The sequence below is a fragment of the Escherichia sp. B1147 genome (assembly GCF_001660175.1).
Classification (GTDB): Bacteria; Pseudomonadota; Gammaproteobacteria; order Enterobacterales; family Enterobacteriaceae; genus Escherichia; species Escherichia whittamii.
This window is the reverse complement of the sequence record NZ_LFHY01000018.1, coordinates 115,748-130,727: the sequence shown is the minus strand read 5'-3', so window position 1 is coordinate 130,727 and position 14,980 is coordinate 115,748. Positions and strand designations below refer to the sequence as shown.

12 protein-coding genes and 1 CRISPR repeat array (1 of these 13 only partly in view) are annotated in these 14,980 nt (G+C 51.5%); of the genes, 6 read left to right on the top strand and 6 right to left on the bottom strand.

Annotated features, from left to right (window positions below):
* A CRISPR array of direct repeats spans positions 1–285; the repeat unit is 28 nt; unit sequence TTTCTAAGCTGCCTGTACGGCAGTGAAC; it reaches 643 nt to the left of the window's first position.
* A 212-nt stretch (positions 286–497) separates the two neighbouring features.
* From clpA to A9180_RS24655, 3 genes are all read right to left on the bottom strand, one after another.
* Positions 498–2,774, bottom strand: a complete 2,277-nt coding sequence (clpA, locus tag A9180_RS19405; RefSeq protein WP_064530180.1) for an ATP-dependent Clp protease ATP-binding subunit ClpA — start codon at positions 2,772–2,774, stop codon at positions 498–500.
* Positions 2,775–2,804: 30 nt separating this feature from the next.
* Entirely contained in the window at positions 2,805–3,125 is a 321-nt protein-coding gene (clpS, locus tag A9180_RS19400) for an ATP-dependent Clp protease adapter ClpS (RefSeq protein WP_000520781.1), read from the bottom strand.
* Positions 3,126–3,223: 98 nt separating this feature from the next.
* Positions 3,224–3,298, bottom strand: coding sequence for a hypothetical protein (locus tag A9180_RS24655; protein ID WP_214251107.1), 75 nt, complete (start codon positions 3,296–3,298; stop codon positions 3,224–3,226).
* A gap of 149 nt (positions 3,299–3,447) precedes the next feature.
* Here A9180_RS24655 and cspD point away from each other — a divergent pair, with 149 nt between their 5' ends.
* On the top strand, positions 3,448–3,672 hold the full coding sequence (gene cspD, locus A9180_RS19395) for a cold shock-like protein CspD (protein ID WP_064530179.1): 225 nt from the start codon (positions 3,448–3,450) through the stop codon (positions 3,670–3,672).
* A gap of 72 nt (positions 3,673–3,744) precedes the next feature.
* Here cspD and macB read toward each other — a convergent pair whose 3' ends face one another.
* Both macB and macA read right to left on the bottom strand, forming a co-directional pair.
* Entirely contained in the window at positions 3,745–5,691 is a 1,947-nt protein-coding gene (gene macB, locus A9180_RS19390) for a macrolide ABC transporter ATP-binding protein/permease MacB (protein WP_064530178.1), read from the bottom strand.
* Positions 5,688–6,803, bottom strand: coding sequence for a macrolide transporter subunit MacA (macA, locus tag A9180_RS19385; protein ID WP_064530177.1), 1,116 nt, complete (start codon positions 6,801–6,803; stop codon positions 5,688–5,690). The genes macB and macA overlap by 4 nt, the downstream gene beginning before the upstream one ends.
* A gap of 151 nt (positions 6,804–6,954) precedes the next feature.
* Between macA and A9180_RS19380 the strand changes: the two genes are divergently transcribed.
* The gene (locus A9180_RS19380) at positions 6,955–7,911 is read left to right on the top strand and encodes a VirK/YbjX family protein (protein WP_149025982.1); all 957 of its coding nucleotides are present in this window, start codon (positions 6,955–6,957) and stop codon (positions 7,909–7,911) included.
* Here the strand turns inward: A9180_RS19380 and A9180_RS19375 are convergent.
* Complete coding sequence (locus A9180_RS19375) at positions 7,908–9,566, bottom strand: ATP-dependent endonuclease (protein WP_064530175.1); 1,659 nt, start codon at positions 9,564–9,566, stop codon at positions 7,908–7,910. The genes A9180_RS19380 and A9180_RS19375 overlap by 4 nt on opposite strands.
* 423 nt (positions 9,567–9,989) lie before the next feature.
* On the opposite strand from A9180_RS19375, the gene aqpZ reads away from it, so the two are divergent.
* From aqpZ to hcr, 4 genes are all read left to right on the top strand, one after another.
* Positions 9,990–10,685: an aquaporin Z gene (gene aqpZ / locus A9180_RS19370; protein WP_064530174.1), complete on the top strand. Its 696-nt coding sequence runs from the start codon at positions 9,990–9,992 to the stop codon at positions 10,683–10,685.
* Positions 10,686–11,179: 494 nt separating this feature from the next.
* Positions 11,180–12,079: an L-lysine exporter LysO gene (lysO, locus tag A9180_RS19365; RefSeq protein ID WP_064530173.1), complete on the top strand. Its 900-nt coding sequence runs from the start codon at positions 11,180–11,182 to the stop codon at positions 12,077–12,079.
* Between the two features lie 142 nt (positions 12,080–12,221).
* Positions 12,222–13,874 carry a hydroxylamine reductase gene (gene hcp / locus A9180_RS19360; RefSeq protein ID WP_064530172.1) on the top strand — a complete coding sequence of 551 codons (1,653 nt, stop codon included), beginning with the start codon at positions 12,222–12,224 and terminating at the stop codon, positions 13,872–13,874.
* An 11-nt stretch (positions 13,875–13,885) separates the two neighbouring features.
* On the top strand, positions 13,886–14,854 hold the full coding sequence (gene hcr, locus A9180_RS19355) for an NADH oxidoreductase (RefSeq protein ID WP_064530171.1): 969 nt from the start codon (positions 13,886–13,888) through the stop codon (positions 14,852–14,854).
* Positions 14,855–14,980 lie beyond the last annotated feature (126 nt).

The following is a 14,980-nucleotide window of genomic DNA, read 5'->3' as shown; positions in this document are numbered from 1 at the left end:
CGGAGTATCCCCGAGACTTTCTAAGCTGCCTGTACGGCAGTGAACCTATCGCTACGACAGTTCCGAGATGTTCCCCTTTTCTAAGCTGCCTGTACGGCAGTGAACCATGACGAAAAGCCTCTCCGACCTGTGGGCCTTTTCTAAGCTGCCTGTACGGCAGTGAACATTTTATCGCGGAGGCTACGCGCAATGGCTGATTTCTAAGCTGCCTGTACGGCAGTGAACTCTTCCCGGCTGTCACACCGAATCGCCAGGATTTTCTAAGCTGCCTGTACGGCAGTGAACTCAAATACTACACGTTTAGCCCGTTGTTAATAAAGCAAAACCATCTAATTTTCCTGGTGCCACCCTTTTTTATCCTTACCTTCCAGCTGCATTAATTATCAATAACTTACCATCATCATCAAAAAAAGGGTCTGGACCTTCGCCCCCCATAAACAAAAAGTCCGTAACCCCTGACGAGATTACGGACTTCATCAACCTACCTAACAAGCTGATTAATGCGCGGCTTCCGGTTTATGCTTTTGTGCACTCTGGAACCCGTAGGTCAGCTCATTTTTCTCTTTATCCAGCGCGACAGTCACCTGGCCACCATCCACCAGCGAACCAAACAGCAATTCGTTAGCGAGCGGTTTTTTCAGGTTGTCCTGAATCACACGTGCCATTGGACGTGCACCCATCGCCCGGTCGTAACCTTTCTCAGCCAGCCAGTTACGCGCTTCCTGGCTCACTTCCAGAGAAACACCTTTCTGATCCAACTGAACCTGCAACTCGACAATAAACTTATCAACGACCTGGTGGATCACATCAGTAGAGAGATGATCGAACCAGATAATATTGTCGAGACGGTTACGGAACTCCGGCGTAAAGATCTTCTTGATCTCTTCCATCGCATCGGTGCTGTTATCCTGCTGGATAAGACCAATGGATTTACGCTCGGTTTCACGTACCCCGGCATTGGTGGTCATCACCAGTACCACGTTACGGAAGTCCGCCTTGCGCCCATTGTTATCGGTCAGCGTGCCGTTATCCATCACCTGCAACAGAATGTTGAACACGTCCGGATGCGCTTTCTCGATTTCATCCAGCAGCAGCACCGCGTGCGGATGCTTGATGACCGCATCGGTCAGCAGACCGCCCTGATCAAAACCAACGTATCCTGGAGGCGCGCCAATCAGACGACTGACGGTATGACGTTCCATATACTCGGACATATCAAAGCGCAGAAGCTCAATGCCCAAAGCTTTCGAAAGCTGTACCGTCACCTCGGTTTTCCCGACCCCGGTTGGACCAGCAAACAGGAACGAACCGACCGGTTTATGTTCGTGACCTAAACCTGCACGCGCCATCTTGATGGCTTCGGTAAGCGCCTCGATGGCTTTATCCTGACCGAAGACCAACATTTTCAGGCGATCGCCAAGGTTTTTCAGCGTATCGCGGTCACTCTGAGAAACACTCTTCTCTGGAATACGTGCGATACGGGCTACCACGGACTCGATATCCGCCACATTCACCGTTTTCTTGCGCTTACTTACCGGCATCAAACGTGCGCGAGCGCCCGCTTCGTCGATAACGTCAATCGCTTTGTCCGGCAGATGGCGATCGTTAATGTATTTCACCGCCAGCTCCACCGCCGCACGCACCGCTTTCGCGGTATAACGCACATCGTGGTGCGCTTCGTACTTCGGTTTCAGGCCATTGATGATTTGAACAGTTTCTTCGACCGACGGTTCAGTAATATCAATTTTCTGGAAGCGGCGCGCCAGTGCACGGTCTTTCTCGAAAATGTTGCTGAACTCCTGATACGTCGTCGACCCAATCACGCGAATTTTACCGCTGGAGAGCAACGGTTTGATCAGGTTAGCCGCATCCACCTGACCGCCTGATGCTGCGCCCGCTCCGATGATGGTATGGATCTCATCGATAAACAGGATGCTGTTAGTATCCTGTTCCAGCTGTTTGAGCAACGCTTTAAACCGTTTTTCAAAGTCGCCGCGATATTTGGTGCCTGCTAACAGGGAGCCAATATCGAGAGAGTAAATCGTACAATCAGCCATAATTTCCGGCACATCGCCCTGAACAATTCGCCAGGCAAGACCTTCAGCAATGGCAGTTTTACCGACGCCAGACTCCCCAACCAGCAGCGGGTTGTTTTTACGGCGGCGGCAGAGAACCTGAATGGCGCGTTCCAGTTCCTTCTCACGACCAATCAGCGGGTCAATTCCACCCACGCGTGCAAGCTGGTTCAGGTTAGTCGTGAAATTCTCCATACGGTCCTCCCCACCAGCTTGTTCTTCACTGCTCGGCTGGTTTCCGGGTTCAGAAGACTGAGATGGCTCGTCTTTACGCGTGCCATGAGAAATAAAGTTCACCACATCAAGACGGCTGACTTCATGTTTGCGCAACAGATACGCCGCCTGCGACTCCTGCTCGCTAAAGATAGCGACCAGAACATTCGCACCGGTAACCTCACTACGACCGGAGGACTGAACATGGAAGACCGCGCGCTGCAATACACGCTGAAAACTCAAGGTCGGCTGCGTGTCGCGCTCCTCTTCACTGGCAGGCAGAACAGGTGTGGTTTGTTCAATAAAGGCTTCCAGTTCCTGTCGGAGCGCAACCAGGTCCACGGAACACGCTTCCAGCGCCTCCCGGGCCGATGGGTTACTGAGCAATGCCAGTAACAAGTGCTCGACGGTCATAAACTCATGACGGTGCTCGCGCGCTCTGGCGAAAGCCATGTTTAAACTGAGTTCCAGTTCTTGATTGAGCATAGGCACCTCCCCCAATTTTTATACCTGCATTCAGGCTTTTTCCAGCGTACACAGCAATGGATGCTCGTTCTCCCTTGCGTACTTGTTCACCATCGCCACTTTGGTTTCTGCAACCTCAGCGGTAAAGACTCCGCAAATGGCCTTCCCCTGGTAGTGAACAGCAAGCATCAATTGCGTTGCACGTTCTACATCATAAGAAAAGAATTTTTGTAACACGTCAATAACAAACTCCATTGGAGTGTAATCATCATTGACTAATATCACTTTATACATAGATGGCGGTTTTAGCGCGTCGCGAACTTTTTCTTCCGCCAGTTGATCAAAGTCCAGCCAGTCGTTCGTTTTACCCATTGTCAGTTATCATCTTCGGTTACGGTTACCGGCAGAACGCTCTGCCGCTGACAAGAGCATATTTGCCTGACCAATCTACTCCACATGATAGATAATTATCATCTATCGTTGGTATAAGCGACATCAGTGACATTACTGTCAATAGCGTTAACTGCTTCAAATTTTTGATGCATACCTACCCCCTGGCCCCTGTCAAACGCTTGACGACTCGCCCCATTTCTCTAAATTGTATTTCTAGAGTTGGCGAGGTTTTGAACTGCCCCCTCTCTGACCCCGGTTTATTCCATCTTACTTGTATAAGATTTGCGAAGGATGTCGAAGCATGGAAAAGGGTACTGTTAAGTGGTTCAACAATGCCAAAGGGTTCGGTTTCATCTGCCCTGAAGGCGGTGGCGAAGATATTTTCGCTCATTATTCCACCATTCAGATGGATGGTTACAGAACGCTAAAAGCTGGGCAACCCGTTCAGTTTGATGTCCACCAAGGGCCAAAAGGCAATCACGCCAGTGTTATTGTGCCCGTCGAAGTAGAAGTAGCAGTCGCATAGCTCTTCTGTCTCATTGTGTACATCCTAAAGGCAAAATGCCAGCCCGATCGGCTGGCATTTTTATCTCAAAAATCACTCTCGCGCCAAAGCATCCACTGGATCCAACCGTGCCGCATTTCGTGCAGGTAGCCAGCCAAATAAAATGCCCGTAATGGTTGAGCATAAAAACGCCAGCAGCAACGCAAGTGGAGAAAAGCCTATCTCCCAACCGGGTAAAAAAAGCTGTAGGATGAAGGCAATTAACAGCGACAGCATTATCCCCATCGCACCGCCCACCAGACAAACCAGCACAGCTTCAATCAGAAATTGTTGCAGAACGTCGCTGGCACGCGCGCCAACAGCCATGCGAATACCAATTTCCCGCGTCCGCTCCGTCACCGACACCAGCATAATATTCATGACGCCAATGCCGCCCACCACCAGCGAAATCACCGCCACCAGCGTCAGAAACAGTTGTAAAGTACGTGTGGTTTTTTCGACTGTTTTCAAGACGCCGTCCATATTCCAGGTAAAGAAGTCTTTTTTGCCGTGGCGCAGCGACAACAAACGGGTGAGTTGTTGTTCCGCTTCGGTGCTGTCATAACCTTCTTTTACTCTTACAGTGATGGAGTTCAGCCACGACTGGCCCATAACCCGCCCGGACATGGTGCTGTAAGGCAACCAGACACGCAGCACTTTACTACTGCCAAACATCGACTGTTTCTCTTCCGCCACGCCAATAACTCTCGCTGGCATATTACCAACCAGAATGACCTCACCAATCACAGTGGCCTTATGCGGGAAAAGCTGGCGTCGGGTGTTACTGTCGAGAACCACCACCTGTGCGCGGCCGTTCAGTTGCTCCTGATTAAAGGTGCTCCCTTCGCTGAAGGTCATGCCATAGACATTGAAATAATCGCCGCTCACACCGTTGGCGCTGGCGGCAACATCAACATTGTTATAACGCAGGCGCAGGTTTTGCGAGACAGCGGGCGTGGCAGAGGCGACCCACGGTTGTTTTTGTATGGCGACTAAATCATCGTACTTTAGCGCCTGCTGATATTGCGGATCGTCATCGCCAAAATCTTTCCCGGGATAGACATCAATGGTGTTGGTGCCGATGGAGCGAATATCTGCCAGTACCATTTGTTTAGCCGCGTCGCCTACTACGACGATAGAAACCACCGACGCAATACCAATAATAATCCCCAGCATTGTCAGTAAGGTGCGCATTTTATTCGCTGCCAGCGCCCGCCACGCCATCGTCAGCGCCTCGTTAAAACCGCTGACGAACTGCCGCCAGCCAGACGCTGTTTTGACTATCGGTTCCGCCCCCGTGTCGGTATTCACCTTTTCAATGGCGGGAGGGTTACGCACGATTTCACCGTCACGAATTTCGATCACCCGCTCCGCCTGAGCCGCAACCTGTGGATCGTGGGTAACGATAATCACCGTGTGTCCGCGATCGCGCAACTGATGCAATATCGCCATCACCTCTTCGCCTGAATGGCTGTCCAGTGCGCCGGTAGGTTCATCGGCGAGGATCACCTGCCCACCGTTCATTAACGCCCGAGCAATACTGACACGTTGCTGCTGGCCACCGGAAAGCTGGGCAGGGTAATAATCTAGCCGTTCTTCCAGTCCCAGTCGTTGCAGCAACTCCTGAGCACGCAGCAATCGCTGTTTACGCTCAAGTCCGGCATAGACGGCGGGAACTTCGACGTTTTGTTCGGCGGTTAAATGTGAGAGCAAATGATAACGCTGGAAAATAAAGCCGAAATGCTCGCGACGAAGCTGCGCCAGCGCATCGGCGTCCAGCATGGCAACATCCTGGCCGGCAACGCGATAGATCCCACTGGTCGCTTTATCCAGGCAACCGAGGATATTCATCAGGGTCGATTTACCGGAGCCCGACGCGCCGACAATTGCTACCATCTCACCGGCATAAATATCCAGGCTGATGCCCTTTAGCACCTCAACCTGCTCGTCTCCAGCGGGATAGCTACGGCGAATATCCTTTAGTTCGAGCAAAGGCGTCATTGTGCAGCTCCTGGTTTGGCCTCACCAATCACCACTTCATCGCCCGCTTCCAGCCCTTTGACAATCTCAACATCGGTATCGTTGCGCGCGCCAATCGTCACTTCGCGCTCGCGTATTTCGCCATTACGCAGCAGTTTGATTTTATAACGGTTATCGCCAACCGAATCCCCCAGAGCCGACAACGGAATAGTGAGTACGTTTTTCACATCAGTGAGTTGAATGTGGACCTGCGCAGTCATATCCAGGCGCAGTAAACCATTGGGATTTGGCACTTCAAAACGGGCGTAGTAGAAAATGGCGTCGTTGACCTTTTCTGGCGTCGGCAGCACATCTTTAATCTGCCCTTCGTAGCGCGTCAGCGGATCGCCGAGCACGGTGAACCAGGCTTTTTGACCTGGTTTCAGGTGAATGACATCCGCTTCCGACACCTGCGCTTTCACCAGCATGGTACTCATATCCGCCAGGGTCAGAATGTTTGGCGCTTGTTGTGCGGCAATTACCGTCTGCCCTTGCAGAGTGGTGATTTGCGTGACTTCACCTGCCATCGGAGCAACGATGCGGGTGTAATCGAGATTCGTTTTCGCCGTGTCGAGAGACGCCTGATTCCGTTTGATTTGCGCGTCGATAGTCCCTATTTGCGCCTGTTTAACGGCCATCTCCGTCGCTGCGGTGTCGAGATCTTGTTGCGAAACTGCTTGCGTTTGCGCCAGTCGTTGCTGGCGTGAGTATGTCACCCGTGCCAGTTTCAGTTCAGCTTCTGCCTGTTGCCTTTGCGCACGCAACTCCATCAGTGTCGCTTCCACTTCCTTGATCTGGTTTTCCGCCTGTTCAGGATCAATAACCCCTAAAAGCTGATCTTTTTTCACTTTATCGCCAATCGCCACCGACAGCGTTTTCAACTGACCGCTGACCTGCGCGCCCACGTCAACCTTACGCAGCGCGTCCAGTTTTCCGGTCGCCAGCACGCTTTGTTGCAAATCACCAGGGCGCACGATCAATGTCTGATAAGTCGGCACGGGCGCATTGAGTGTTCTCCACAACGCAATCAACGCGGCGATGACTATCACCAGCGCAATAACGTAACGCTTCTTAAGGTTTTTTCGCTTTTTCATAAATACTCTGAATGCTCCATATGCGCGTACGGGGCTGCCAACTTCAACGAAACATCAACAAAAATATAAAATTTACGTTAGCAATTACACGATTGATGTTTGGTTAAGATACGCAATGGTGAAATCGGCGTCATGTATAACCATTGGTTTCATGAATATGTCGCAGCTAACTGAACGCTCCTTTACGCCATCTGAATCTCTCAGCAGCCTGTCTCTTTTTCTTAGTCTGGCACGCGGACAGTGTCGACCAGGTAAATTCTGGCACCGACGTAGCTTTCGTCAGAAATTTTTGCTGCGCTCTTTGATTATGCCGCGTTTAAGCGTTGAGTGGATGAACGAACTTTCCCACTGGCCTAATCTCAGAACGTTGTTAACGCGTCAGCCACGCCTGCCGGTTCGCCTGCACCGCCCTTACCTTGCCGTGAATATGTCCCGTAAGCAATTGCTGGAGGCGTTACGTTACCATTATGCGTTGCTGCGCGCGTACATGTCGGCGGAAGAGTTCAGCTTATATTTGAACACCCCGGGACTGCAACTTGCGAAGCTGGAAGGAAAAAACGGCGAGCAGTTCACCCTTGAACTGACCATGATGATCTCAATGGATAAAGAAGGTGACAGCACAATTCTGTTCCGCAACAGCGAAGGTATTCCTCTGGCGGAGATCACATTTACACTGTGTGAGTATCAGGGGAAAAGGACGTTATTTATAGGCGGGCTGCAAGGTGCGAAATGGGAAATTCCACACCAACAGATCCAGAATGCGACGAAAGCCTGCCACGGGCTATTTCCCAAACGACTCGTGATGGAAGCGGTCTGCCTCTTTGCGCAACGCTTACAGGTCGAACAAATTATTGCTGTCAGCAATGAAACACATATTTACCGCAGCCTGCGTTATCGCGATAAGGAAGGAAAAATCCATGCTGACTATAACGCGTTCTGGGAATCGGTTGGCGGCGAATGCGATGTCGAGCGACATTACCGGCTTCCCGATCTAATCGCGCGAAAAGAGATTGCGGATATCGCCAGCAAAAAGCGCGCTGAATACCGTCGACGCTACGAGATGCTCGACGCTATTCAGCCTCAGATAGCCATGATGTTTCGCGGTTAATCAGCCCGGCCACGAGCCAGCCATAGCACGCGCGAGAACATTTTTTTCAGCAACGTAGGCACAGATTCCACACCGCGCCGTCCGGCCTCCATAGCAACTTCAATGGCAAGGTCGGGCTTGGAAGAGCGATGGATCGCTTTTGAAATAACTTTGCGCAAATTCATCGGCACGTTTTCCGGGATCTGCGCCACGCGATGGAACACGTCGGAAAACCCCTGGCGATACATAAAATGTTCCATATCCAGCGCCGGTAACGTTGTCAAATGTTCACGTTCAGCTTCGCGATCGTTATTCAGCAGGCTACGTACCGTTGCGGCATATTTCTTCCCGGCTTCATCGCCATCGACCAACACATGCCACTCAATCCCCATCCGCCGGGCAAATTTAACCAGTGGTTTTAATCCGGACTGGGCAAACTCAATGACCTTAATCCCTTCAGCATCGAAATGGTGTCCACACTGGCGCGCCAGTTCGTTGATAACCCAGGTTTCCGTTTCCCCTTCCACCAGCAACCAGCAGCGAGCAAACAGCGATGACGGACGATTAAAACGAATGTGAAAAGAGATGCGGCGGCTGTCTTCGGTGCTCAAGCCACTTGGCCCCAGACGCCAGGCGGCAACGCGAGAAGATTCACGCACCAGGCGGCAAACATGTTCCACTGGGGTTAACGAAAGCAGCTCGCCAGAGTTGGTGGTGGCAATGCGTTGTAAAGGCAAAAGATTCAACAGATGCCAGGCAACGGAAAGCATAATCGGATGCAGGCGGGTTTCTGGATCTTCTATTAGCAATAACGGACGCGCGTCTTTATCCAGTCGCAATGTCCCTTTTGCCTGCAATAAAGTGGCGAACAGGCCGAGTAAAATGACCCTATACGAACGCCCTCCTGGTCTGTCAATCATCCGGTTGATGATATCGAGATAACGCCAGCTCCGTTGCTCATTGCTGGCTCGCCGACGCATTAAGCGATATCTCGCCTGCCCGGCCCCTTGCTCCGAGAAATAATGCTCAAGCAGTTGCACCATTGCCGAAAGCCCCTGGCGAATCTGCCCATCGGAGAGATTTTGCGGATGCGAGGATAACTCGCGGGCGAGAAAATCCAACTGGCGCGCGGTGACTTCCACATTGGGTGCATTTGGTACAGTTCCATTGCGAATGCGGCGCATAAAGCGGGCGTCACGCAAACGCAGAACCGGCATCAACCGCACCAGATGACGCGCCTGATCGTTAATATCCTCGACATCAATCGGATGTCCGTCTTTATCGAGAAAGCTGCGTAGTGTCATCACGCTGCCATCTTCCGCGCTCTCCCCTTCCAGACGGTAAAAAATGCGGTGATAGCCATCGGTACAGGGCGTCCAGCATGCTTCAAGCGGGCGATAACGGCGTACACGATGCCGTCCTGGCAGCGATTCGCGAAAGGTCAGAATGATATGCAGATGGTGTTCCCGACCATTGATATCACCTGGCGGGAACCAGAAATCATCGCGTTCAAAATGGTAGAGGTCTGACTCTGGCGATAACAGCAGGGTTAAGGCGTCCAGCAAGCTGGATTTACCCCACGCGTTCTCCCCAATCAGGACGTTGTTTTGCTCCAGCATCAAAGACAATCGGTTGATACCACGAAAGCCCACAATTTCAACGCGCTCAAGAATCATATCCCCTCCAGAAATATGTTACTCATCCTTTACTCTGGCAGTATAACGGGAAAGGCCGAGACAATACGTGATGACATCACAATTAAGCATGGCAAATGTCTGAAAAATGAGCGAATAATTGTGTTATACGCCTTCATGTTGCCTCCCCCTTAAAAACAACAAAATCAAATAATTAACCTTATAAATTATTTTTATTACCTCTAAAGGCTTATTTCCACCGTTTGCACTACACTGTCAATCAGGCAAATGACTATATGGGGGAACTTACTGTTGCCCTAAATCAAAATTACTGGATTTATTTATCTGGCGAATGACTCGCCTTCGTTTTTAAAATACCAATGCATTATTTCTGTCGTCATTTTTTACGGCGACCATATAAAACGACCATATTGTTCACAGGGTCAATTTTTAATTGAGGTGGATATGTTCAGAAAATTAGCAGCTGAATGTTTTGGTACTTTCTGGCTTGTATTTGGTGGCTGCGGTAGCGCCGTGCTGGCGGCAGCGTTCCCGGAATTAGGCATTGGCTTTGCCGGTGTCGCGCTGGCGTTTGGTCTAACCGTGCTGACGATGGCCTTCGCTGTCGGTCATATCTCCGGTGGCCACTTTAACCCGGCGGTCACTATTGGTTTATGGGCTGGTGGCCGTTTTCCGGCAAAAGAAGTGATTGGTTACGTAGTAGCCCAGGTTATCGGCGGTATTGTTGCGGCGGCACTGCTGTATTTAATCGCCAGCGGTAAAGCTGGGTTTGACGCGGCGGCCAGCGGCTTCGCTTCTAACGGTTATGGCGAGCATTCACCGGGCGGCTATTCCATGCTTTCTGCACTGGTGGTTGAACTGGTATTGAGTGCTGGTTTCTTGCTGGTGATCCACGGTGCAACCGACAAATACGCTCCGGCAGGTTTTGCGCCGATCGCTATTGGTCTGGCATTAACGCTGATTCACTTAATCAGTATTCCGGTGACTAACACTTCCGTTAACCCGGCGCGCAGCACCGCGGTTGCCATCTTCCAGGGCGGCTGGGCGTTAGAACAGCTGTGGTTCTTCTGGGTAGTGCCAATTGTCGGCGGTATTATTGGTGGTCTGATTTACCGGACCCTGCTGGAAAAACGCGATTAATTAGCGCAAAAGGCCTGACGCAATGTCAGGCCTTTTTTTAAGATGTTGTTATATGTTGATTCATCATCTTGTTGCGCTCCTTTCATGAGTTAAGCCACATATTGCCACTGGCGCAAGGAGCACGCAGGGGGCGGCCAATCGCCGCCGCCCCCTGCACCCCCGGGCTCTGGCGAACAAAATCGCCGCTGCGCGGTACCCTCGGCTTATCCTTTGCGGCTAACGGGTCGGGCGCGAGGTAACATCCCTGTAAAACGCGCCCTCAGCCCACATCCATGTAGGCTGCCCCGGCCTTCAGGGAACGCCTCAGCGATTTTGACGCCACCAACACCGGTGCGGTTTGTAATTAAAGCGCAAGAATATCTTTAAATGAAAAGGAATACCCTACTGTTTCTGATGAATAACGTTTCCTTTTAATTGCAACTTTACTCATCCTTCTGCTTTCAGTAGTGTGTCATCGCGCATTTCGACTTCTTCTTTGCAAGGACTGGGTTTTCATGTTTTCTGGGCTGTTAATCATTCTGGTTCCCCTGATTGTGGGTTACCTCATTCCACTTCGCCAAAAAGCTGCGTTAAAACGCATTAATCAGCTATTAAGCTGGATGGTTTATCTCATTCTCTTTTTTATGGGTATCAGTCTGGCGTTTCTCGATAATCTCGCCAGTAACCTGTTGGCGATTCTGCATTATTCCGCTGTCAGTATTACCATTATTTTACTGTGCAATATTGTCGCCTTGCTGTGGCTGGAACGCGGTTTGCCGTGGCGCAATAGCCACCAGCAAGAGAAATTGCCGTCGCGTATTGCGATGGCACTGGAGTCGCTGAAACTGTGTGGCGTCGTGGTGATTGGTTTTGCTATTGGCCTTAGCGGATTAGGTTTCTTACAACACGCGACCGAAGCCAGCGAATACACGTTAATTCTGTTACTTTTCCTCGTCGGTATTCAGCTGCGTAACAATGGCATGACCTTAAAGCAGATTGTCCTTAATCGCCGTGGAATGATTGTCGCCGCAGTGGTGGTTGCCAGTTCTTTAATTGGCGGTTTAATTAATGCCTTTATTCTTGATCTCCCCATCAATACCGCGCTGGCAATGGCTTCCGGTTTCGGCTGGTATTCTCTTTCAGGGATCTTATTGACCGAATCTTTTGGTCCGGTAATCGGTAGTGCGGCGTTCTTCAATGACTTGGCCCGTGAGTTGATCGCCATTATGTTGATCCCTGGCCTGATTCGCCGCAGCCGCTCTACGGCACTGGGCTTATGTGGTGCCACATCAATGGATTTCACCCTGCCCGTTCTTCAGCGTACAGGTGGGCTGGAGATGGTCCCGGCAGCGATTGTTCACGGCTTTATCCTTAGCCTGTTAGTGCCAATTCTCATCGCCTTTTTCTCCGCATAATACCTCTCTGGCGGTAGATCCCTGCCGCCAAAATTGCGCTAAATCAATCTCCCTTAAAGTTGCACTAAAAATCCCTTTTATCCCCGCGTTAAGCGTCTTAACCTTAAACATGTATATTAAATATAACTTTAAAGGTGTGATCATGTTTTGTGTGCAATGTGAACAAACTATCCGTACTCCGGCAGGAAACGGCTGCTCATACGCGCAGGGGATGTGTGGTAAAACGGCGGAAACCTCTGACCTTCAGGATTTACTCATTGCGGCGCTGCAAGGGCTTTCTGCCTGGGCAGTGAAAGCACGTGAATACGGCATCATCAACCATGACGTTGACAGCTTCGCGCCACGCGCATTTTTCTCAACTCTGACCAACGTTAACTTCGATTCTCCGCGCATTGTCGGCTACGCTCGTGAAGCGATTGCCTTGCGCGAGGCGCTGAAAGCGCAATGCCAGGCAGTTGATGCCAACGCCCGCGTCGATAACCCGATGGCTGACCTGCAACTGGTGAGCGATGATCTGGGCGAGCTGCAACGTCAGGCGGCAGAATTTACGCCGAACAAAGATAAAGCGGCGATTGGTGAAAACATTCTCGGTCTGCGTCTGCTCTGCCTGTATGGCCTGAAAGGTGCGGCGGCCTATATGGAACACGCGCACGTTCTCGGTCAATACGACAACGATATTTACGCCCAGTACCATAAAATCATGGCGTGGCTGGGGACCTGGCCTTCCGATATGAACGCGCTTCTCGAGTGTTCAATGGAAATCGGCCAGATGAACTTCAAAGTGATGAGCATTCTGGACGCAGGCGAAACCGGTAAATACGGTCACCCAACGCCAACTCAGGTCAACGTCAAAGCGACGGCGGGTAAATGCATCCTGATTTCCGGCCACGATCTTAAAGATCTCTACAACCTGCTGGAGCAGACCGAAGGCACGGGCGTTAATGTCTACACCCACGGCGAAATGCTACCTGCACACGGCTACCCGGAGCTGCGTAAATTCAAGCATCTGGTCGGTAACTACGGCAGCGGCTGGCAGAATCAGCAAGTTGAGTTCGCTCGCTTCCCTGGCCCCATCGTGATGACCTCTAACTGCATCATCGACCCAACCGTGGGCGCTTATGACGATCGTATCTGGACCCGCAGCATTGTTGGCTGGCCGGGCGTTCGTCATCTGGATGGCGAAGATTTCTCTGCGGTTATCGCCCAGGCGCAACAAATGGCGGGCTTCCCGTACAGCGAAATTCCGCACCTGATCACCGTTGGCTTTGGCCGTCAGACGCTGCTTGGCGCGGCGGATACGCTGATTGATCTGGTGAGCCGTGAAAAACTGCGTCATATCTTCCTGCTTGGTGGCTGTGACGGCGCACGCGGCGAGCGTCACTACTTCACCGATTTCGCCACCAGCGTACCGGATGACTGCCTGATCCTGACCCTCGCCTGCGGTAAATATCGCTTTAACAAACTCGAGTTTGGCGATATCGAAGGTCTGCCACGTCTGGTGGATGCAGGTCAGTGTAACGATGCTTACTCAGCGATTATTCTGGCGGTGACGCTGGCAGAAAAACTGGGCTGTGGAGTGAACGATCTGCCGCTGTCACTGGTGCTCTCCTGGTTTGAACAGAAAGCGATTGTCATTCTGCTGACGCTACTTTCTCTGGGCGTGAAAAATATCGTCACCGGCCCGACCGCACCAGGCTTCCTGACGCCAGACCTGCTGGCGGTGCTGAATGAGAAATTCGGCCTGCGTTCTATCACCACTGTTGAAGAAGACATGAAGCAACTGTTGAGCGCGTAAGGAGTTTGTCGATGACGATGCCAACGAATCAATGCCCGTGGCGGATGCAGGTTCATCACATTAAGCAAGAAACGCCGGATGTGTGGACGATTTCCCTGATTTGCCATGATTACTATCCGTATCGCGCAGGGCAATATGCGCTGGTCAGCGTGCGAAACTCAGCAGAAACGCTGCGTGCTTACACCATCTCCTCCACGCCAGGCGTGAGTGAATACATCACTCTGACCGTGCGGCGGATTGATGATGGTATCGGTTCCCAATGGCTGACTCGCGATGTAAAACGCGGTGACTATCTCTGGCTTTCGGACGCGATGGGGGAATTTACCTGCGACGATAAAGCAGAAGATAAATTCTTGTTGCTGGCGGCAGGCTGTGGTGTCACGCCGATTATGTCGATGCGTCGCTGGCTGGCGAAGAACCGTCCGCAGGCCGATGTGCAGGTGATCTACAACGTGCGCACGCCGCAGGATGTTATTTTCGCAGATGAGTGGCGTGACTATCCGGTGACATTGGTGGCGGAGAATAACGTTACCGACGGTTTCGTTGCCGGGCGTCTGACTCGTGAACTGCTGGAAAGCGTTCCTGACCTGGCCTCACGTACTGTGATGACCTGTGGCCCGGCGCCGTATATGGATTGGGTAGAGCAGGAAGTTAAAGCGCTCGGTGTGACACGCTTCTTTAAAGAGAAGTTCTTTACACCAGTGGCAGAAGCTGCAACCAGTGGTCTGAAATTCACCAAACTGCAACCGGCGCAAGAATTTTACGCCCCGGTTGGTACCACGCTGTTGGAAGCACTGGAAAGCAATAAAGTTCCGGTTGTCGCCGCGTGCCGTGCGGGTGTTTGCGGTTGCTGTAAGACGAAAGTGGTTTCTGGTGAATATACGGTGAGCAGCACCATGACGCTGACCGACGCCGAAATCGCCGAAGGTTACGTACTGGCCTGCTCCTGCCATCCGCAGGGGGATTTGGTTCTCGCGTAATCGCCTTATGCCCGATGATATTCCTGTCATCGGGCTGTTTAACCGTTAGTGCCTCCTTTTTCTCCCATCCCTTCCCCCTCCGTCAGATGAACTAAACTTGTTACCGTTATCACATTCAGGAGATGG

Coding starts and splice junctions, on each gene's coding strand:
- clpA (WP_064530180.1), bottom strand. CDS start 2,774: ATGCTCAATCAAGAACTGGAACTCAGTTTAAACATGGCTTTCGCCAGA.
- clpS (WP_000520781.1), bottom strand. CDS start 3,125: ATGGGTAAAACGAACGACTGGCTGGACTTTGATCAACTGGCGGAAGAA.
- cspD (WP_064530179.1), top strand. CDS start 3,448: ATGGAAAAGGGTACTGTTAAGTGGTTCAACAATGCCAAAGGGTTCGGT.
- macB (WP_064530178.1), bottom strand. CDS start 5,691: ATGACGCCTTTGCTCGAACTAAAGGATATTCGCCGTAGCTATCCCGCT.
- macA (WP_064530177.1), bottom strand. CDS start 6,803: ATGAAAAAGCGAAAAAACCTTAAGAAGCGTTACGTTATTGCGCTGGTG.
- A9180_RS19380 (WP_149025982.1), top strand. CDS start 6,955: ATGAATATGTCGCAGCTAACTGAACGCTCCTTTACGCCATCTGAATCT.
- A9180_RS19375 (WP_064530175.1), bottom strand. CDS start 9,566: ATGATTCTTGAGCGCGTTGAAATTGTGGGCTTTCGTGGTATCAACCGA.
- aqpZ (WP_064530174.1), top strand. CDS start 9,990: ATGTTCAGAAAATTAGCAGCTGAATGTTTTGGTACTTTCTGGCTTGTA.
- lysO (WP_064530173.1), top strand. CDS start 11,180: ATGTTTTCTGGGCTGTTAATCATTCTGGTTCCCCTGATTGTGGGTTAC.
- hcp (WP_064530172.1), top strand. CDS start 12,222: ATGTTTTGTGTGCAATGTGAACAAACTATCCGTACTCCGGCAGGAAAC.
- hcr (WP_064530171.1), top strand. CDS start 13,886: ATGACGATGCCAACGAATCAATGCCCGTGGCGGATGCAGGTTCATCAC.